The organism is Halorubrum aidingense JCM 13560, from assembly GCF_000336995.1.
GTDB lineage: Archaea > Halobacteriota > Halobacteria > Halobacteriales > Haloferacaceae > Halorubrum > Halorubrum aidingense.
In genome coordinates this window covers 14,361-34,418 of the sequence record NZ_AOJI01000012.1, presented here as the reverse complement: position 1 = coordinate 34,418, position 20,058 = coordinate 14,361, and the positions used below count along the sequence as shown (strand labels likewise).

Sequence of the window (20,058 nt, the reverse complement as noted above, 5' to 3'; positions counted from 1 at the left end):
ACGGGATGCCGGTGCTCGGCCTCGGGACGTGGGAGAACGACGACCCGGCGCAGTGTGCCGAGTCGGTGACGACCGCCCTGAACGCGGGCTACCGGCACGTCGACACGGCCCAGATCTACGGCAACGAGGCCGCCGTCGGCGACGGGCTCGCCGCGGCCGACGTTGACCGCGACGACGTGTTTCTCGCCTCGAAGGTGTGGATCGACCAGCTCGCGCCCGAGGACGTGATCGAGTCCACCCGCGAGAGCCTCGACAAGCTCGGCACCGACTACGTCGACCTCATGTACGTCCACTGGCCGGCCGGCGAGTACGACCCCGCCGAGACGCTGCCGGCGTTCGCCGAGCTTCGCGACGAGGGGCTCGTCGACCGGATCGGCGTCTCCAACTTCGAGCCGGCGCACCTCGACGCCGCGACCGACGCGCTCGGCGAGGCGCCGTTCGCGAACCAAGTCGAGATGCACCCGCTGCTCCGTCAGGAGGAGCTGCGCGAGTACGCCGCCGCCAACGACGTCGAACTCGTCGCTTACTCGCCGCTGGCCCGCGGGAAGGTCCTCGACGACCCGGTGGTCACCGACGTCGCCGAGAAACACGGCGTCAGCGCGGCGCAGGTGAGCCTCGCGTGGCTCCGCGAGAAGGGCGTCACCGCCATCCCGAAGGCGACCGGCGAGGACCACATCGCCGACAACCTCGCGAGCCTCGGACTCGAACTCGACGCCGAGGACATCGAGGCGATTGACGGTATCGAGCGAACCGACCGGCAGGTGGACCCCGACTTCGGCCCGGACTGGTAGTCGGACCGATCGGGGTCCGCCCCGTCGGGAACCGAGACCGGCGCGTCGTCGACCCCGTCAGTTTCCGCCGACGTCCCGCTGTTGGAGCCCGGTCCACTCGTCGATCTCGAAGCTGTACCCGCGGACGCCGCGCGTCGGATGCGCGGACGAGAAGACGTTCGGATGCCACGCGTTCTCCATCGCGCTCCGAAGCTCGTCCCACTCCCCCTCTTCGACGGCGGTGATCCGGCCGGTCAGCGAGACGCTCTGCCAGTCGTACATCGACTCGGCGCGGTAGACGAGGAACCGACCCCGTCCCGCCTCGGTCACGAGCGTCTCTTTTCGGCTCTCGGCTCCGAACAGCAGGAAGACGAAATACAGCGTCGCGTCCCCGTCGAAACCGAACGAGATCGGGACGAGATACGGGAGGTCGCCGGTCGGGAGGCCGAGCGTTCCGACGCCCTCCGCTTCGAGGAGCTCCCGCATCTGACCCTCGCTCATCGAAGCCGCCGTGGACTCGGCGATCGCATCGATGCTCATGATAGTTAGTTATCGTCTTTCGTCATAAGGCTACTGCGGCCCGCCCTCCCGCCGGGGAGGTCCCGCCGCGGCGCGCGACGACGAGGGGGATCACCGATATCGCATCGGATCGGCTCTCCGGCTCGCGTCGGATCGGCTCTCCGGCTCGCGTCGGATCCCCGCCTCAGACGTGTTCGGCGAGGAATTCGACGATCTCGCGGTACGCCTCGATTCGGTTGTCGAGCTTCGAGAAGCCGTGCCCCTCGTCGTCGAAGATCAGCTTTCGGACGGGCACGTCCTGTTCGCGCGCCTTCTCGACGATCTGTTCGGCCTCGCCCACGGGCACCCGCGGGTCGTTCTCGCCGTGGAGCACGAACAGCGGCGACTCGATCGCCTCGATGTTGTTGATCGGCGAGATCGACTCGAGGAACTCCCGGTCGTCCGCGAGCGAGCCGTACTCGGCCTCGCGTAGCTCGCGGCGCCACTCGCCGGTGTTTTCGAGGAAGGTGACGAAGTTCGCGATGCCGACGATGTCGACGCCGGCGGCCCACAGCTCCGGGTATTCGGTCAGCGCCGCGAGCACCATGAACCCGCCGTAGGAGCCGCCCATCGCGACGACGCGGTCAGAGTCCACCTCGGGGTGGTCGTGGAGCCACTCGACGCCGTTCCGGATGTCGGCGACCGAGTCCATCCGCTTCTCCACGTCGTCGAGCGCGGAGTACGCCTTTCCGTACCCCGACGACCCGCGAACGTTCGGCTCGAAGACGGCGTACCCGCTGTTCAAGAGGTACTGCGTGACGGCGGCGAAGGACGGCCGGCGCTGCGACTCGGGACCGCCGTGGATGTCGACGACCACGGGGTAGCCGTCTTCGGGCGGTTCCGTCGCCGGGACCGAGAAGAACGCGGGGATCTCCCGGCCGTCGAACGTCGGGTAGTGGACGAGTTCGGGGTCGACGAACGTGTCCGGCGGGATGCCCGCGGTCGACGCGGCGGTCCAGCGCTCGGTCTCACCGGTCGTCGCGTCGACCACGTAGGCGTTCGCGTTGTGGGCGCTCCCGGCCGCGGTGATCGCGAAGCGGTCGCCGTCCGGCCCGAAGCTCACGCCGCCGGCGACGCCCTCGGGGAGGTCGGGGTCCGGGAGCGGGTCGATCCGGTCGGGCTCGACCAGTTCGCCGACCGTGATCTCGGTGTAGCCGTCAACGTTGCGCGAGTACACCACGCGGCGGGACGCCTCGTGGATCGCCACGCCGTCGACGTTCCAGCCGTCGTCGCCGCCGGGCTTCACGGGGGAATCGTCCTCCCCCTCGTTGTCCTCTCGCCCGCCCGCCCCGGACGCGACCACGGAGAACTCGCCGGTCGAGAGGTCGAGCCGCTCCAACCGGAGCGTGTCGCTGTCGCGGTCGGTGACGAGGTAGATCGCCTCGCCGTCGGGGCCCCACTCGGGGCTGCCGTAGCGGACCTTGCCCTCGTGCGGCGTATGGTGGGTCAGTTCGCCGGAGGCCAGTTCGAGGGTGTACAGGTCGTGATCGAACGAGGAGTGCGCCTCGTGGACGATCAGCCGGTCGTCGCTCGGGGACCACCCGGCGACGGAGAGCCACCCGTCTCCCTCGTGGATCAGCTCGGCGTCGTTTCCGGTCGCGTCCCGGTCCTGCACGTACACGTCGAAGACGGCCTCGTCCCGGCGGTTCGAGGCGAACGCGAAGCGATCCCCCTCGCTGTCCCAGCCGCCCCACCGGTGTTTCGCCGCGGGGCGGGCGGTGAGGTCCGTGATCTCGCCCGACTCGTAGTTGAGCAGGTACAGCTGTGCGCGCTCGTTTCCGCCCTCGTCCATGCCGAAGACGGCCTCCGCGCGCTCCGGCGAGGAGTCGACGAAGGAGACCGACTCCTCGAAGAACGTGTGCTGTTCGGGCCACCCGAGCGGCGCGCGGAGCGACCAGACCTGTCCGGTGCCGGTCGTGTTCAACAGGAAGGAGAGCCGTCCGTCGGGACCAAGGTCTGCGCCGCCGGCGCTGCGAACGTTGAGGTAGCGCTCGATGTCGTACCGGTGCATGGGGTGTGGTTCCCGCCGCGGTGTGAAACCGTTTCGGGTGCCAGTGGGTGTCAAACGATCGCCTGAGCGTCGGGCGCGCCGGACGAGCACCCGAACGTCGGCAAGGCCGGATCGGCTCGCCGAGCCCCGCGTCCCGCGGGCCGCACCGCGCCGATGCCGAGTCTTTTTATTCGCCCCAGTCGTCCGGTCGGCGTATGCGCGTCGCGTTCGTCTCGCTTTTCGCACCCGGCCACGGCGACACCCCGGCCCGGACCCGAACGCGACGGGTGGCCGAAGGCCTCGCCGACCGCGGCCACGAGGTGACGTGGCTCTGTGCCCGCTGGTGGGGCGGCGACCACGACCGCTTCGAGGAGAACGGGATCACCTATCTGTCGGTGACCGCCGAGCCGGCACCGGGGTCGTTCGCGGCGCGGCTCCCGCTCGCGCTCCGCCGGCTCTCGCCCGACGCGGTCCACGCGGTCAACACGCCGCCCACTCCGGGTCTCGCCGCGACCGTCGCCGGGACGCTCTCGCGGGTCCCCGTCGTCGTCGACTGGTGGCGGGACCACCCCGCGGACTCACACCGCCGGTACCGGCTGCTCGCGCGGAGCGCGGACGCTGTCACGACGCCCTCGCGAACGACCAAGACGCGCGTTCGCGAGTACGGCGCCGCCGGCGACGACGTGCGAGTCGTCCCCGAGAGCATCGACTTCGACCTCGTCGAGGACGCCGCCGTCGACGACCGGTTCGACGCCGTCTACGCGCGTCGGCTGGACCGCCACGCCAACGTCGAGACGTTCCTCCTCGGGCTCGCGGAGCTCCGCGGGCGCGACTGGACGGCGGCCGTCGTCGGCGACGGCCCCGAGCGCGCCCGGCTCGAAGCGATGGCGAGCGATCTCCGGATCGACGACCGGGTGTCGTTTCTCGGCGACCTGTCGCGCCGCGAGCGGGTGTCCTTATTTAAAGGAACGCACATCGTGGCCGCGACGGCGACGTGGGAGACGTTCGCGACGGAGCTGCTGTGGGCGCTCGCCTGCGGCTGCGTGGCGCTCGTCGAGTATCAGGCGGACTCCAGCGCCCACGAGCTCGTCGAGGGGCGCGAGCGCGGGCGGCTCGTCACGAGCCCGGCCGAGCTCGCGGACGAGTTCGTCGCGGTCGACGCGTTCGAACGGCGCACGATCGACCGCGACTTCGCGACGTACGACCACGACGCGGTGCTGGACCGGCATCTCGAGGTGTATCGGGCCCTCAGCGAGGGTACGTAAGCTTAAAAATGACCACCCGCGCGGACCGGTCTCGACGCGGTCGCGAGACACCTCAATAGTATAAAAGCGCTCGGCGGTGTGTGGATCGCTCGGCAGGGTAACACGCTCTGGAGCGTGAGAAACGCTCCGTGCCGCGGCGGCCGACTACTCCTCTTGAGTGATCGTCCCGCCGTACTTCATGAAGACGAACGCGAGCCCGAGCGTGCTCATCATCGCGATGAACGTCGCGATCCCGAGCGCGCGGGCGCCCTGCGGGACGAAGACGGCGTTGCTGCCGCCACCGCCGCCGGTCGACTCGGTCTCGATGTCCTCGCCGACGGCGAGGCCGCCGTGCATCCCGACCGCGTCGTGCGGCACGCAGTGGTAGTGCGTGATACCGACGTCTTCCTCGGTCGTCTCGTACTCGTAGGTGTACCCCTCCTCGTCGACCGGGTCACCGCTTTCGAGGCTGGCCGGGCCTTCGACGTTCTGCACGTTGTGTGCGCCGCCGTTGCCGGTCCACTCGAAGGTGATCGTCGTACCCGTGTCGACCCACAGGAGGGTCGGGGCAAAGGCGAGCCCGTCGTCGTTGGCGCCGACCTCGACGGTCACCTCGCTCTCACCGCGAGCGTCCAGATACTCCCCGAGGTTCCCACCGCTGGCCCCGCTCGGCCAGACCGGCTGTTCCTCCTGTGCTGCCGCCGTCCCAGCGGTCGCCGTCGCCGCTCCGGCAGCCGCGGCCGCACCGCCGGCGGTCCGCATGAACGTGCGCCGAGAGACGTCGTCCGTACTCATACAGCCGGCTTCGTGACGGTCCGTAGTGAATATGTTGATCCGAGCGCGGCCGGCGACGGGTCGACGCGGTCGATCGACCGTCGGCCTCGTCGCGCTCGGTCAGTCGTCGGCAGCGACGGGCTCCGCCGACAGCAGGTCCGCGTCGTCGAGCAGCGCGACCGTCGCCAGCCGGATCGCGTGAGGCCAGCCGAGGGGCGTCGCGCTGTCGGGCGTCCCGTCGTTGAAGAACTGCTCGGGCAGGTAGCTCGTCGGCTCGCACAGCGACCCGCCGGGCGAGACGTGCGCGAGGAGGTCGCGGGCGCGCTCCGCCATCCGGGCCGCCCGCGGGTCGTCGTGCGCGTCGAGCAGGACCGCGAGCTCGGCGCAGGCGTTCGCCCCCCACGCCGTCGACACGGTCCACACCTTCTCGGAGCCCTGTCCGGCTTGGCGCCAGCCGTCGCCCTCGTAGCGGATCAGTCCGGCGATGGCGTCGGTCTCGCGGGCCAGCCCGTCGACGACCGCCTCGACGTGCGAGACGAGCCGATCGAGCCGGTCGGCGTCGACGGCGCCGCCGGCCCCCGAATCGCTCCGGCCGAGCGCGTCGTACGACCGGTGCGCGCTCGCGAGCGACAGCGTCGAGGAGTCGAGCCGGTCGTCGATGTCGCCGTGGGGCGTCTCGCGGAGTGCGTAACAGCCGCGCTCGGGGACCCACAGGTCGTCGAGCGCGTCGTACACGCGAGTCGCCTGATCGGCGGCGTGTCCCGCGAGGTCGTCCGGGAGCCCCTCGACGCCGACGGCGTCGCCGGGCGCATCCGCGTCCCCGTCCGCATCGAGCGCGCTCGCGTCGAGCCCGTCGCCGTGGAGCGCGAGTTCGCTGTACGCCTCGAGGAACGTCGCGGTCGTGTGCGCGAAGCGTCCGGCGCTGTCCTCCCAGGCGTTCTGACAGACGACCGGTCGACCGTCCGCCTCCAGCGTCTCGTCGAGCCCGGCGAGCGCGGCGACGAGGGTCGCGTCGAGGTCGGCGACGTCTACGCCCTCGGCGCGCGCCTGCGCGAGGTACGCGATGACGCTGCCGGTCTGGTCGGCCTGGTAGTCGACGTCGGGGCCGTCTTCGATCCGGGCGTTCGCCCAGCCCGGCGCGAGCGCGCCGTCGCGGGGCCACACGCGGTGGGGCCACGAGCCGTCCGGGCGCTGAGTGGCGACGTACATCGTCGCCGAACGGGCGTGCCAGTCGTCGAGTCCGAGCCCGAGTCGCCCGTCGGCGCCGAGCAGGAAGGTCGATATCTCGGCGTCGTCGCGGAACCACGTGTAGCCGTAGCCGCCGGAGTGCACGTAGTACGGGTCGAAGTCCGGGCCGGCGATCCGCAGGCCGGATTCGGCCGAGAGCAGCGAGAGCACCCGGAGGTCGGCCGCGACCGACTCGCGCGCAGGCGTGGCGTCGGGGACCGACGGGGTCGTCTCGGCGGCGGCCGCCCTGAGGGCCTCGACGGAGTCGAGTTCGGCGAAGCGCTCGTCGAGGCTAGCGCGCGCGGCCTCGCGGGTCGTCTCGACGCGGTCGGTCAGGAGCGACCCGACGGTCGCGACGCCGTCCTCGAACGGCGCGTCAGCGATGACTTCGCCGGAGAGTCGCTCTTCCTCGTACCGGTCGCCGTCGCGGGCGCGGGGGAGGTCGGTCGGCGCGTCGTCGAGCAGTTCCTGGAACGTCGTCGGGAGCTGCCCGCGGAGGTCGGTGAACCCGGTGTCGCTCGCGAGGAAGTCGTGTTCGTCCGCGTGGTACACCTCGACGGCGTCCTCGTACCGAAGCTGGCCGATCCGGTCGTCGCGGCCGTCCGGCGCGAACCGGGCGTACACGACGAGCGAGCAGTCGTCCGGATCGAGGTTGGCGTGGCCGTCGTCCCCGGCGTCGAGCGTCGCGCGAGTGACGTGGGCGTCGCCGAGAGTGACGTCGTGGCGAGTCACCGTCGCCGCGTCGGTCTCGTGAACCGTCTCGATCAGGGTCGTGTCGCCGACGTAGCGCTGCTCGGTGGGGACCTCGTCGAGCCACGTGACGTCGCCGCCGACGGAGAGACCGAGTCGCGAGCGAACCAATCCGGTTCGTCCGGTCAGCGGGTAGCCGAAGTCGCGGAGTTCGCCGTCGGCATCGACGTGAACGAGGCGCCCCTCACCGCCGGAGAACCGACCGGTGGTGGTCCGGCGTTCGCCGGGGAACCAGGTCTCGTGGCCGGCGGTTCGCTTGTAGTCGTCGAGCGCGTCGCGGAGTTGCATTAGGCGGATACACGACCCCTCCGCGTATGAAGTTTTGGTGTAATTGTTTTTCACCTCTTTCCTGTACGGAAACCCTCAAGCCGCCGGAACGCTCGGTACGGACATGCACGAGCCCGGGCCGCCGCGGACGACGAGCGTCGGTGAGAGCGTCGAGTTGGCCCCTCGATCTCCCGACCCCGACGGGACCTACGAGTGGACGCTGCGCGACGCGCCCGCCGATAGCGCCGCCACAAGCGGTGAGACTCCGGCTCTCGTTGCCGGCGAGGCCCCGGTCCTCGTCGCCGGCGAAACCGGACGCTCGGACGACCCGGTGGTCCACCTCCGGCCGGACGCGCCCGGGACCTACGTCCTGACGCTCGACGCCCCCGACGGCACGCACCGGCAGCGCGTCCGCGCCTTCCCGGACGAGCGACGGGCGACGACGCTCCGCGTCCCGGCCGCCGACCTTCCCCTCGAGGACGTCGACCGCGTCTCCGTCATGTGGCCGCACAACGACCGCCTGCTCGCGCGCGACCGGCCCGAACGCGACGGCGACGACTGGGTCTTCGAGACGCGCGTTCCGCCCGGCCGTCACGGGTTCAGCTTCGTCGCCAACGACGATCCGGGGAACGAGCACCGCGACGCCGTCACGGTGCCGGGTCCGGGCCGTCCGCGGCTCTCACTCGACGCGCGGGTCGCGGCGGAGGACGACGGCGACGGCCCGGCGGTCGTCCTCACCGCCGAGGTCGAGGCGCCGCCCTCTCGGGAGACGTTCGACGCCTCGACAGACGCCGAGGGCGCCTCGGGTGGCGAGAGCGGCGCCGTCGGGGACACGGAAGACGTCACCGGAGATCCCGACCCCGTCGCCGAAAACTCCGACCCCGTCGACGAAGACCCCGACCCCGTCGCCGTCGAGTTCCTCGTCGACGACCGCGACGCGGATCCCGAGACGGTCGCTCGCGTCGAGTCGCTCGCGGACGGCGACACCCTCGCCGTGCCGCTCGCGGAGATTCCGGACGACCACGGCCTCCGGGTCCACGCGGTCCCGCACGCGGAGCGGTACGGTGCCGCGGACACGGTCCGGATCGAGCGGGAAGGCGACGGCGACGCGATCGCGGTGACGGACCCCCACGCGCCGCCCGCGTGGGGCGATTCGCCGACGATCTACGAGGTGTTCGTCCGGTCGTTCGCGGGCGACACCCTCCCGACCACGTTCCGCGAGATCGAGCGCCGAATCCCCTATCTGGAGAGCCTCGACGTCGACGCCCTCTGGCTGACGCCGGTGCTGGCCTCGCCGACCGAGCACGGCTACCACGTCACCGACTACTACGACACGGCCGCGGATCTGGGCTCGCGCGAGTCGTTCGAGTCGCTCGTCGACGCCTGCCACGAGGCCGGCGTTCGGGTGATATTCGATCTGGTCATCAACCACACCTCCCGCGACCACCCCGCCTTTCAGCTGCACGCCGCGGGCGTCGACGAGTACGCCGACCACTACCGCCGGGCCGACGCCGCCTTCGACGTGACGGGTACCGACTGGGCCGCGCTCGCCGACGGCGACATGCCGGAGTACTACTTCAACTGGCGGCGGATCCCCAACCTCAACTTCGACAGCCCGACCGTGCGCGCGTGGCTCCTCGACGTGGTCGACGAGTGGGCCGCCGTCGTCGACGGGTTTCGCGCCGACGTGGCGTGGGGCGTCCCCCACGGGTTCTGGAAGGAGGTCGCGGCGCGCGTGCCGGACGACTTCCTGCTGCTCGACGAGACGCTGCCGCACGACCCCTTCTACGGGGAGGGCGAGTTCGACCTCCACTACGACACCTCACTCTACGAGGTCCTCGGCGACGTGGGGGCCGGCGACGTGCCCGCCGACGCCATCGCCGGGGCGTTCGCCCGGGCCGAGTGGCTCGGCTTCGGCGACCCGGGCGTGCAGATGCGCTACGTCGAGAACCACGACGAGGAGCGGTACCTCGCCGAGCACGGACGAGACGCCCTCAAGGCTGCCGCCGCGGCCACCTTCACGCTCCCCGGCGCGCCGATGGTCTACGCCGGCCAGGAGCGCGGCAACGAGACGTACCGCGGACCCGTACGCTGGCACGACGGCGACAACGACCTGACCGACTTCCACCGGCGGCTCGCCGCGCTCCGCGAGCGCGAGCCCTGTCTGCGCGAGGGCGCGGTGGCGTTCGACGGCGCCGCGAGCGCGGTGTCGGTCGTCGACGGCGAAGCGGACCGCGTGACCGCGTACACCCGGACGACGGAGGCCGGCGAGTCCCTCCTCGTCGTCGTCAACTTCGCGGACGAACCGGCGACGGTGCGTGTCCCGGAAGCAGTCGAGACCGATCTGTTCGACGGCCGCGCGGTCGGCGCCGAGATCGAGATCGACGCCGTCGCCGTCCTCCGACCCATATAAGTGGGCACCGGGCGCTCTGTTCGGTATGGACGATCGGACGCTGAACGACCTCCTCCGCCGCTTCGGGCTCTCCGATAAGGAGGTCGACACCTACCTCAGTCTCTTGGAACACGGCGAGGCGAAAGCGAGCACCGTCGCCGACGCCGCCGGCGTGTCGAAACGCTACGTCTACAGCGTGAGCGAGTCGCTCGCGGAGCGCGGCTTCGTCGAGGTGAACGACCACGTCGTGCCGACGACGATCCGCGCGAACCCGCCGGACGAGGTCATCAACCGGCTCCGGTCGGACGTCGACGCGATCCGACCCGGCTTAGAGGAGCGCTTCTCGCGGGTCGAGCGCCGGGCCGAGCAGTTCGAGGTGATCAAGTCGCGCGTCACCGTCATCAAGCGGATCCGCTCGCTGCTCGACGACGCGACCGAGGAAGTGACCCTGTCGATCACGGCCAAACAGCTTCCGGAGGTGCGCGACGCGCTCGTGGAGGCGGTCGACCGCGGCGTGCTCGTGCTGCTCGTCGTCTCCGACGCGGCCGCGAAACCGGACGCGGAGCCGGGTTCAGGCACGGAGGCGGACGCCGAAGACGAGACCGACGCGACCGACTCGAACGTCGTCGCGAGCGGATTGGACGGCGTCGCGAGCGTCGTCCGAACGTGGAGCGAGGCGATGCCGACGCTACTCACCGTCGACTCCGCCGCCGGCGTCGTCGCGCCCCCCGAACTGCTGCGCCGGTCCAGCACCGACCGGCAGGCGATCGTCTTCGCGCAGGAGCAGCTCGCGCCCGTCATCGTCGGGTCCTTCCTCGGCAACTACTGGCCCGCCGCGACCGAGGTCGCGACCGCCGAGCCGGCGACGCTGCCGGTCGAGTACGCGAACTTCCGGCACACCGTCTTACAGGTGACCCTGCAGCTCCGGAGCGACGTCGTCCCGCGCGTGACCGTCGGCGGGCGGTGGACCGACAGCGGCGAGGAGGTCGAGATCACCGGCCGCGTCGTCGAGGCGAAGCAGGCGATGGTCGAGCCGACGAACAACGAGTTCCCGGTCCAGCACTCGCTCGTCGTCGAGACCGACGACGGACCCGTCACCGTGGGCGGACAGGGCGCGTTCGTGGAGGACGTCGAGGCCGACTTGGTGCGGATCGAAGCCGACGAGTAGGGGACCTCACCGCCAGTTTCGCGCGCTGCTCGGCCTCACTCTTCGACGCTCGGGTGCGTCTCCTGCGGATCGGGGTGGGGGGCCGCGAACCGCTCGCGCATCGCGGCGAGCGACGTTTCCTCGCGCTCGCGGCGTTCTTCCTCGTCGATCTCTTCACAGCCCGGCGGCACCTGCCGCCCGCGATCGGTGAAATACCCCTCGGGCGCGACCCAGTCGTGGTAGAACCCGCGGTCGTCCTCCTCTAAGAGCGTCACCCCGACCTCGGCGCCGTGGCCCGCACACACCGCCGCTTGGTGTGGCTTCTCCGCCAGCCGCCCGGCCGCGTACAGCCCGTCGACGCCGGTCCGCCCGCGCTCGTCGGTGTCGACGTACGACTTCCCGCGGTCGAGGATGCCGACCCCGTCGACGGCTTCGAGATACTCGACGTCGTTTTTCGTCGCGGCGATGACGTACCGCGTCCGGATCGGGTCACTGCGGGAGCCGCGATCGTCGTCGGTCTCGACGGCGAAGCGGGCGTCGCCGTCCGGATCGGAGCCGCCGACGTCACCGGCGTCGACGGTCGCGACCTGTGTGACTCGCGCGTCGAGCCGCTCCGCGCCGGCGTTCTCGGCCTGCTCGCCGAGGAGGTCGAGCAGCTGACGGGCGTTCACGCCGAAGGGGAAGCCTGGGAAGTTCTCCAGGTGGGCGTTCCGTCGGACGAGCGAGTCACCGGAATCGACGACGAGCGTGTCGAGCCCCTGTCGGGCCGTGAAGACGGCCGCCGAGAGGCCGGCGACGCCACCGCCGACGACGACCACGTCGCGCGGGCGGTGCGCGTCGCGTTCGGAATCGCCCGGCGTCTCGGTCTCGTTCATCGGTCAGCCCTCCGTTCGAACCGTCGGTATCGCGAGTCGGAGCGGTCGGTCGCCATGCTCGTCGGCGCGCGCGAACCGTCGTAGTCGCTTCGGTCTACACCGGATTTCTCCCGACCGCTCCGACTCGCTCCCGACCGCTCCGACTCGCTCCCGACCGCTCCGACTCGCTCCCGACCGCTCCCGTGCTCCCGTGGCCGGGATGCCGCGCGGTCATCGGCGCACCCGAACCGGTCGTTTCGCCGTGATAAACGGCTCGTCGCGATCGCTTGACGCGAACGCGAGGTCGCCGTCGTCACCGCGCTCGACCCGCCACGTCGGGAGGACCGGCACGTCGTACTCCGCCGGGTCGCCGAAGGCGGCCGCGACCGCCCACTCGCGGGCGCGCATCTACAGGTCTCCGTTGATGACGTCCGCGACGCGCTGGCGGTCGAACAGCTGCTCGGACGCCGGGATCTCCGGGTACGGTCCCGACTCGTACCGCGGCCACGCGCCGAACGCGTCGGGATAGAGCTGCTTCGCCGTCATCTCCAGCTGAAAGAGGTTGAGGATCGGCCCCTGGTACCGGGCGCCCTGCGGGTGGATGCGGTCGTTCTGAACCGCCGTGATCTCCGAGCTGACGGCGTCCTCCTCGAAGGCGGTCCGCCGCCCGGCCATGTCCGTTCCCGGCTCCATGCCGCCGAGGTATAAGATCACGTCGGGGTCGGCCTCGAGTATGGTCTCGAAATCGACGACCGTACCGGACTCGACGCTCCCCTCGAACGCGTCGCGCGGCCCGAGCGGGCGGGTGTGCGACGTGAGGAAGCCGGGGTTACTCAGGGTGTACGCGTAGATGCTCTCGATGTCGGCGGCGGCGATCATAACCGCGGTCGGGCGCTCCGATTCCGGCGGGAGGCGGTCCTCGATGGTCGAGAGGAGGTCCTCGTGGACCGCGGCGAGCGCCTCGTACCGCGCCCGCTCGTCGAACGCCTCGGCGACGCGCTCGAACTGCTCCCACAGGCCGTAGTACTCGTAGCCGTGGGCCCACTCATCGGCGGGCTCCTGGTGGCGGTCGCTGAGGGAGTTACCGAACCACGGCGAGACGTTCGTGGCGATCTCGTCGACGTCCGATCGGTCCCACCCCTCGACCTGCGTCACCCACGCCGGGTCCGCGAGGTGGATATCGCTGTCGAGCTCGTACAGCTTCTCCTTATCCGGCTCCCACGAGGAGTAGAGCCCCGACCAGTCGAGCGAGACGCCCGGCAGGCGCTCGACGTACTGGTTCCAGAGCCCGTCGTAGTAGTCCGGCGCGTGCATCGCCGTGATCCCGTCGCCGCGACCGAGCGCGAACGCCATGTCCGCGTGGTGGGTGAGCCGCGTGAACACCGTCTCCGGCGGCGACTCGAAGGTCACCTCACCCATCGGCGCGATCGACGCCGTGTAGCTCGCGGCGGCGTCGTCTTCGGACTGGGACTCCTCAGAGGCGTCGGCCGATCCGCCGTCGGCCGAACCGTTCCCGGTCGTGTCGCCGTCGGACGAGTCTGATTCCGCGCCGTCGCCGCCGGTACACCCGGCGAGGAGACCGCCGAGGGCGACAGTGCCACCGTACTTCGCGAACGCTCTGCGGGTCGGTGTTCCGTGTACCGCGTCGTCTCTGGCCATACTTTTAGGCTAGCCTAAACCAATATAGGCGTTATGATCTTTAGGCCGACCTAAATCGAACCGCGCGGATCGTCGAATCCGAACTCGTCGGCGGGCGCCGGCGACGGCCGCGGTCCCCGTCGAAGGGGTCCCCCGAGTCGCTCCGCGCCCACTCTCACTCTTCGTGTCGCGCCCGAAGCGGAGTGACGCGCGGGCCGTTCTCGGTCTGTACCACGTCGGCGTCGACGCGGAACACGTCCGCGAGCAGCTCTTCGGTGACGATCTCCTCGGGCGCGCCGCGGGCGCGGATCTCCCCGTCTTTGAGCGCGACCATTCGGTCGGCGAGCCGGGCGGCCTGCTCGATGTCGTGGAGGACGACGACGACGGTCACGTCGCTCTCGTCGCGCAGCGTCTCGACGATCTCCATCACCTCCATCTGGTGGTGCATATCGAGGAACGTCGTCGGCTCGTCGAGCAGGAGCACGTCGGTGTCCTGCGCGAGTACCATCGCGATCCACGCCAACTGCTTTTGCCCGCCGCTGAGGCTGCCGACCTCGCGCTCGCGCAGGTGACCGCAGCCGGCGAGTTCGATCGCTCGCTCGACCGCGTGCGCGTCCTCCTCGGTCGTCCGCTCGAAGAACCCGCGATGCGGGTACCGGCCGTGATACACGAGATCCTCGACCGTGATGCTGTTCGGTGAGGTGCTCTCCTGTGAGAGCAGCCCGAGCTTCCGGGCGAGCGCCTTCGTGTCCATCGCGTGCACGTCGCGGCCGTCGACCAGCACCGAGCCGTCCGCCGGTTCGAGCTGCGTCGCCAACCCCTTCAGCAGGGTGCTCTTCCCCGAGCCGTTCGGGCCGACGAGGGCGGTGACCGCGCCGGGTTCGGCCGCGATCGACTCGCCGTCGATGACGGGTCGCTCCGCGTTCGGATACCCCAACACGAGATCCTCGCCGTCGAGGTCGCTCGGGTCTGTCACAGCGGACTCGTCCGGAGCTGACCCCGAGGCGTTCACGCCGTTCGAGCCGTCAGGACCGGCCGATCCGTCCCGGCTGTTCGTCGCGTCGATCCCCGTCGTGTTCACGTGGTCTGTCGACATTCAGAGTTCACCCATGTTCTGCCGCTTCCGCATCAGATACAGGAAGTACGGGCCGCCGATCAGCCCGGTGACGATACCGACCGGGATCTGCGCGTCGGCGCCCGTGATCGCGCCCATTCCCAAGCGGGCGCCCACGTCGGCCGCCACCATCAGCGCCGGGCCGACGAACAGGCAGCCGACGATCACCCGCTTGTAGTCGCTGCCGACGAGATTCCGCACCATGTGGGGGACGATCAGCCCCACGAAACTGACGATCCCCGCCACCGCGATGCTGGCGGCCGCCGCCAGCACCGCGACGCCGGAGAGCGCGAATCGCACCTTCTCGATAGACATCCCCAGCGACTTCGCCGTCTGCTCGCCGAGGAGGAGGAGGTTCAGCTGTCGGGACCCCGCCAGCGAGAGCAGCACCGCGACGACCGTCCACGGGAGCGCCATCCGGACCTGCGCCCAGTCCGTCCCGGTCAGCGAGCCGGTGGTCCACTGGATCGCGGACTGAACGACGTTGATGTCGTCGGCGAAGAAGAACAGCGCCGTCTGGAGGCTGCCGAAGACGGTTCCGACGATCACGCCCGCGAGCACGAGCCGCACCGGGCTCGTCCCGTTCTTCCACGCGATCGCGTAGACGATCAGGAACGCGACCGCGCCGCCGAGCGCCGCGATGAGCGGGAGGAACGCCGAGAGCCCTCCGAACACCACGAGCGTCAGCAGGATCATCAGCCCCGCGCCCGAGGAGACGCCGAGGATGAACGGACTCGCCAACTCGTTTCTGGTGACCGCCTGAAAGATGGCCCCCGAGATACCGAGGTTCATCCCGACGACGACGGCGACGAACACCCGCGGGAGCCGGATGTTCCAGACGATGAGCGTCCCGTGCGCCAGCTCGGGTAGCTCTCCCTGAAAGCCGGTGATCGAGCGCATCAGCCCCTCGCCGACGAGGAAGTTCAGCAGCCAACGCGGGTCGAGGAGGACCGCGGGGTCGAGGACGGCGCGCCACGCCTCCCCCACCGTCATCGAGTACGTGCCGAAGCTCACCTGCACGAGCCCGCCGGCGACGACGACCGCGACGCTGGCGAGCGCGACCGTGATCAGTGCGGGGTCGAACAGCCACCCGATCCGCCCCTCCGACGCCCGGCGTGTAGCGCCCTCACCGGCGACCGACTGTCCGCCGCTCATCGCGACCCCTCAACGTACGCGGTGACGGCGTCGTCGTCCATCGCGTCCAGCAGCGTCTCGACGCCGTGAGCGTCGACGACGGCGTCCGGGTCGAGGTGACCGGCGAGCGCGCGCCGCCCCTCGGCCGCCCGCGCCTCGGCCTCGTCGGCGGCGACGTACGCCGACAGCGCCTCGTCGATCGCCGCCTCGCGGACCCGGGCGAACCCCTCCGTGTCCGGATCGACGGGGGCGTCGGCGTGCCGCTCGTCGAACCACTCGACCCACCGCTCGCGGTCGGTCCACTCCGCGTCGCGCTCGGCCTCGCGGCGCACCCAGTCGACGTCCTCGGCCGCCGCGGGCCACCAGCCGTCCGCGATCCGGGCGTCCGTGACCACCTTGCGGGCGACGCGGGCCCCGCGCCCGGCGGCCGTGATCGCCTGCCGGTCGGCCTCGGAGGGAGAGGCGACGTAGAGCCCGTCGACCGGCGTCGTCCCGTCGGGGTCGGCGTACTCCCGATCGAAGTGCTCGCGGGTCTCGTCGCCGTGGTCGTGGGTCTCGAACATCGCCGCGTCGTCGTCGAGCCCGCGGAGGTACTCGCCGTCGTACCGGGTCGCCGCCACCACGCGTCGGGCGGCGACCGGCTCGCCCTCCTGCGGAGTGACGCGGAAACGAGTCCCCTCTGCGTCGTCATCCGGTCGCCCCGTCGACTCGACCAGTTCGGCCGACTCGACCAGTTCGACCGACTCGACGAGGTCGTCGATAACCTCGCCGCCGGCACGCTCGACGTGATCGCGCATCAGATCGTAGAACGTCTCGACGTCGATCCCGGCCGGGAATCCGAGGAAGTTCCCGAGGTGTGCACAGCGCGCGATCGACGATCGACCGCGGTCGAACACGGCGACGTCGACCGCCTCGCGGGCGAGGAAGACGGCGGCCGAGCAGCCGGCGGGACCGCCGCCGACCACAACGACGTCGTAGTCGACCGCTCCGGCGTGCTCGTCGCGGTCGCCCTCGTCGCGGTCACCCCCGGCGCGGTCGCTCCCGGCGCTCATTCCGAACCACCGGCGATCGCGCCGTCGTACCCGATCGCGTCACGGCGCGTCGCGGCGCGTCGGTCCGTCTGCGTTGCCATATGATTTAGGCCACCCTAAAGTATTAAATCGCTTTCGAATCTTAGGCGGGCCTAAACACCCACGAAGCGCCAGTACGCGACGACGCTGCTCTCAGGCGACCGGTCGCTCACGGAACACAGCGAAGAAACGCGAAACGAGAGAGAATAGCGGCGACGGGAGGTGGGACGCGGACCGGAAGCAATTCCATATCGCGGAATGCGATTTATTGCGCTGCGAAATTCCGAACGGTCTCGAACGAGCCGTCGGCGAGAGCGGCCGCGATCGCGGCGGTGTCGGCGTCTCGCGGCACCTCGTGCGGGTACTTCCGGCCGAAGTACCGGAGCAGGTTCGTCACGTCGCGTTCCAGGAACTCGCGGGCGTTCTCGTGGGCGACGGGGACGGCCTGCGGCCAGTCGAAGATCGTGACGCCGCTTTCGGCGACCGCGACGTTGTGTTCGGACATGTCCGCGTGGACCCACCCGAGGTCGTAAGCGGTGACCAGCTCGCGGAGCACGAGATCGAGGACGCCGACCGCCTGTTCGGGGTCGAGTTTCGTACGGGCGAGCTCGACGCCGTCGAACTTGTCCATCACGATGGCGTGGCGGTTGTGATCGACCGGGCGCGGCACCGACACGTCGGGGTACATCGTCTCCATCGCTTCGTACTCGCGTTCGGCCGCCTTGCGCGCGGTGTACAGCCAGGAGACGTGGTCGCGATCCGCGGTGTACTCGCGCTCGCGGTTCACCTCCCGGAAGTTCGTGTAGCCCTCACGGTGGTACTTCAACGCGAGCGGCTTGAACGACTGGACCTCGTAGACGTCTCCTTCCTTGCCGAACCCCAGGGGTGAGCCCACGCCGTCGATGGTCTCGCGCTCGGAGAACGTCCGGAGCGCGAGCGCGTCGTACCCCTCGAAGGTGAGTTGGTAGCCCTCGTACTGGATCGTCTTCCGTTCGATCAGCTCGCGGTCGAGACACCGATCGATGCGGTAATCGACCTCCTCGCGCGTCAGATCGGCGTAGTCGGGAAGCTTGTCCCGGCGGACCCACTCGGAGAACCGCATCCCCTGCTCGACGCCCGAGAGGAGGTAGAAATCCTCCGGGTCGAGCTCGGCCATCTCGCCGGCGACGTTTCGGACCATACGGCCCCTACTCCGGCGATTCCTAAAAGGGACGCGCGTTCGAGATGCTGCGCATATAAATCATATACTGCGATATTAAATGTGTATCGCGCCGCGCTCCGCCGTTCGGCGGGCCGAGCGCAATCGCTTTCGGCCCGGCGCGCCGAGTGCGGGTATGACCGCACCCGCTGGCGACTGGCGGCTCATCCGGGAGGAGGCCCGTCCGGGGCCGATGCAGATGGCGCTCGACGAGGTCGCCGCCGAGACCGCGGCCGACGGCGGACCGTCGACGGTCCGAACGTACCGCTGGGAGCCGAGCTGTCTCACGCTCGGCTATCGACAGGATCCGGCGACCGTCGACTGGGCGTGCTGCGAGCGCGAGGGAATCGACGTGACGCGTCGGCAGACGGGCGGCGGCGGAATCTATCACGACGCGTACGGCGATATCGCCTACTCGATCACGGTGCCGGCCGCCGACGTGCCCGGCGAGCTGCTCGACTGCTACCATCTCCTGTGTGAACCCGTCCTCGACGCCTTCGACCGGCTCGGGATCGACGCCGACTACGTCGAAGCGTCGGTGCCGGAGCTGTACCACCCGGCCTGTTACCTCCGGGAATTGCACCCGGCACACGACGTGGTCGCCGCCGCCCCCGATGACGGAGGCGACCGACGCAAGATCGCCGGCAACGCGCAGTACCGCAAACGCGACGCGGTGGTCCAACACGGGTCGCTGACGTTCTCGGTCGACGCGGCGCGACACCTCGACGTCTTCGCCGATCCGCCGGTGACCCCGGAGGGCTTCCGCGACCGCGTCGTCGGGATGGACGAGTTGGTCGACGTCGACCGCGCGGACGCGGTGGCGGCCGTCGAGCGAGCACTGGCCGACTGGGTGACCGCCGGGTCGGCGGCGACGCTGGACGCGGACGGAGCGTGGACGGACGCGGAGCTTCAGCGGGCCGAAGAGCTCGTCGAAACGAAGTACCGCGATCGCGGGTGGGTCCGAACGCGACCGGGGAACGGTCGGTAGAATCGAGCGCCCGGTTCCGAAGGGGCTTTTTCAGTCGCTCTCGTGGTAGCGGTATGACTCTCAAGGTCGGCGCCCACGTCTCGATCTCCAGTTCGAGGGCGTCCAACGATCCCGAGACACCGCCGTACGGAAACATCGCGAACGCGGTGTTCAGACAGAAGCAGTTCGGCGGCAACTGCGGACAGATATTCACGCACTCCCCGCAGGTGTGGCAGGACCCGGACATCGGCGACGAGGAGGCCGAACAGTTCCGCGAGGGGACGAAAGCCGAGCTAGCGGGGCCGTGGGTGATCCACACGTCCTACCTCGTCAACCTCTGTACGCCGAAAGAGGGGCTCCGCGAGAAGTCGCTCGACTCGATGCAAAAGGAGGTCGACGCGGCGGCGGCGCTGGACATCCCGTACGTCAACGTCCACCTCGGTGCGCACACGGGCGCGGGGGTCGAGGGCGGCCTCGACAACGCCGCCTCGGTGATCGACGATATCGACGTGCCGGACGGCGTCACGATCCTCATCGAGAGCGACGCCGGCGCGGGGACGAAACTCGGCGGCGAGTTCGAACACCTCGCGGGAGTCATCGATCGGACGGAGACCGACATCGACGTCTGCGTCGACACCGCCCACGCGTTCGCCGCGGGGTACGACCTCTCGACGGCCGACGCGGTCGATCAGACGATCGGCGAGTTCGACGACGTGGTCGGCTTAGAACACCTCAAGTATATCCACCTCAACGACTCGAAACACGGCTGCGGCACCAACAAGGACGAACACGCCCACATCGGCGAGGGGCACATCGGCGAGGCGGGAATGGAGCGGATCATCAATCACCCGGATCTCGTCGACGTCCCGCTCGCGCTCGAAACGCCGACCGAGAACGGCAAGAGCTTCGCGTGGAACATCGATCGCGTCCGCGACCTCCGGGCGGAGTAACGGCGCGGCGAAGT

General features: G+C 70.0%; 17 protein-coding genes. 6 read left to right on the top strand and 11 right to left on the bottom strand.

Annotated features, from left to right (window positions below):
* Positions 1-5 precede the first annotated feature (5 nt).
* A complete protein-coding gene (locus C461_RS01760; protein WP_007998114.1) occupies positions 6-791 on the top strand; it encodes an aldo/keto reductase in 786 nt (261 codons plus the stop codon).
* A gap of 57 nt (positions 792-848) precedes the next feature.
* Here C461_RS01760 and C461_RS01755 read toward each other — a convergent pair whose 3' ends face one another.
* Both C461_RS01755 and C461_RS01750 read right to left on the bottom strand, forming a co-directional pair.
* Positions 849-1,310 carry a pyridoxamine 5'-phosphate oxidase family protein gene (locus C461_RS01755; protein ID WP_007998112.1) on the bottom strand — a complete coding sequence of 154 codons (462 nt, stop codon included), beginning with the start codon at positions 1,308-1,310 and terminating at the stop codon, positions 849-851.
* Between the two features lie 163 nt (positions 1,311-1,473).
* Positions 1,474-3,339, bottom strand: coding sequence for a S9 family peptidase (locus C461_RS01750; RefSeq protein ID WP_007998110.1), 1,866 nt, complete (start codon positions 3,337-3,339; stop codon positions 1,474-1,476).
* A gap of 194 nt (positions 3,340-3,533) precedes the next feature.
* Here C461_RS01750 and C461_RS01745 point away from each other — a divergent pair, with 194 nt between their 5' ends.
* Entirely contained in the window at positions 3,534-4,583 is a 1,050-nt protein-coding gene (locus tag C461_RS01745; protein WP_007998109.1) for a glycosyltransferase, read from the top strand.
* A 144-nt stretch (positions 4,584-4,727) separates the two neighbouring features.
* On the opposite strand, the gene C461_RS01740 is transcribed toward C461_RS01745, so the two are convergent.
* Positions 4,728-5,357, bottom strand: a complete 630-nt coding sequence (locus C461_RS01740) for a halocyanin domain-containing protein (protein WP_007998107.1) — start codon at positions 5,355-5,357, stop codon at positions 4,728-4,730.
* 99 nt (positions 5,358-5,456) lie between these two features.
* Positions 5,457-7,601 (bottom strand): hypothetical protein, encoded by a 2,145-nt coding sequence (locus tag C461_RS01735; RefSeq protein ID WP_007998105.1) that lies wholly within the window; start codon positions 7,599-7,601, stop codon positions 5,457-5,459.
* 103 nt (positions 7,602-7,704) lie between these two features.
* On the opposite strand from C461_RS01735, the gene C461_RS01730 reads away from it, so the two are divergent.
* Both C461_RS01730 and C461_RS01725 read left to right on the top strand, forming a co-directional pair.
* A complete protein-coding gene (locus C461_RS01730) occupies positions 7,705-9,993 on the top strand; it encodes an alpha-amylase family glycosyl hydrolase (protein WP_007998103.1) in 2,289 nt (762 codons plus the stop codon).
* A gap of 25 nt (positions 9,994-10,018) precedes the next feature.
* Positions 10,019-11,140, top strand: coding sequence for a TrmB family transcriptional regulator (locus C461_RS01725; RefSeq protein ID WP_007998101.1), 1,122 nt, complete (start codon positions 10,019-10,021; stop codon positions 11,138-11,140).
* A gap of 35 nt (positions 11,141-11,175) precedes the next feature.
* On the opposite strand, the gene C461_RS01720 is transcribed toward C461_RS01725, so the two are convergent.
* The 7 genes from C461_RS01720 to C461_RS01695 all read right to left on the bottom strand — a co-directional run bounded on the left by C461_RS01720 (position 11,176) and on the right by C461_RS01695 (position 18,109).
* Positions 11,176-11,994 (bottom strand): FAD-dependent oxidoreductase, encoded by an 819-nt coding sequence (locus C461_RS01720; RefSeq protein WP_007998099.1) that lies wholly within the window; start codon positions 11,992-11,994, stop codon positions 11,176-11,178.
* A gap of 210 nt (positions 11,995-12,204) precedes the next feature.
* Entirely contained in the window at positions 12,205-12,381 is a 177-nt protein-coding gene (locus C461_RS15735) for a hypothetical protein (RefSeq protein ID WP_007998098.1), read from the bottom strand.
* A complete protein-coding gene (locus C461_RS01715) occupies positions 12,382-13,632 on the bottom strand; it encodes an ABC transporter substrate-binding protein (protein ID WP_007998093.1) in 1,251 nt (416 codons plus the stop codon).
* A 154-nt stretch (positions 13,633-13,786) separates the two neighbouring features.
* Entirely contained in the window at positions 13,787-14,707 is a 921-nt protein-coding gene (locus C461_RS01710) for an ABC transporter ATP-binding protein (protein WP_007998091.1), read from the bottom strand.
* On the bottom strand, positions 14,708-15,880 hold the full coding sequence (locus C461_RS01705; RefSeq protein ID WP_007998090.1) for a FecCD family ABC transporter permease: 1,173 nt from the start codon (positions 15,878-15,880) through the stop codon (positions 14,708-14,710).
* Positions 15,877-16,911: an FAD-dependent oxidoreductase gene (locus C461_RS01700; protein ID WP_007998089.1), complete on the bottom strand. Its 1,035-nt coding sequence runs from the start codon at positions 16,909-16,911 to the stop codon at positions 15,877-15,879. The genes C461_RS01705 and C461_RS01700 overlap by 4 nt, the downstream gene beginning before the upstream one ends.
* 283 nt (positions 16,912-17,194) lie before the next feature.
* Positions 17,195-18,109 (bottom strand): serine/threonine-protein kinase RIO2, encoded by a 915-nt coding sequence (locus C461_RS01695; protein ID WP_007998088.1) that lies wholly within the window; start codon positions 18,107-18,109, stop codon positions 17,195-17,197.
* Between the two features lie 154 nt (positions 18,110-18,263).
* On the opposite strand from C461_RS01695, the gene C461_RS01690 reads away from it, so the two are divergent.
* Positions 18,264-19,115 (top strand): lipoate--protein ligase family protein, encoded by an 852-nt coding sequence (locus C461_RS01690; RefSeq protein ID WP_007998087.1) that lies wholly within the window; start codon positions 18,264-18,266, stop codon positions 19,113-19,115.
* 53 nt (positions 19,116-19,168) lie between these two features.
* Positions 19,169-20,044, top strand: coding sequence for a deoxyribonuclease IV (locus tag C461_RS01685; RefSeq protein WP_007998085.1), 876 nt, complete (start codon positions 19,169-19,171; stop codon positions 20,042-20,044).
* Positions 20,045-20,058 lie beyond the last annotated feature (14 nt).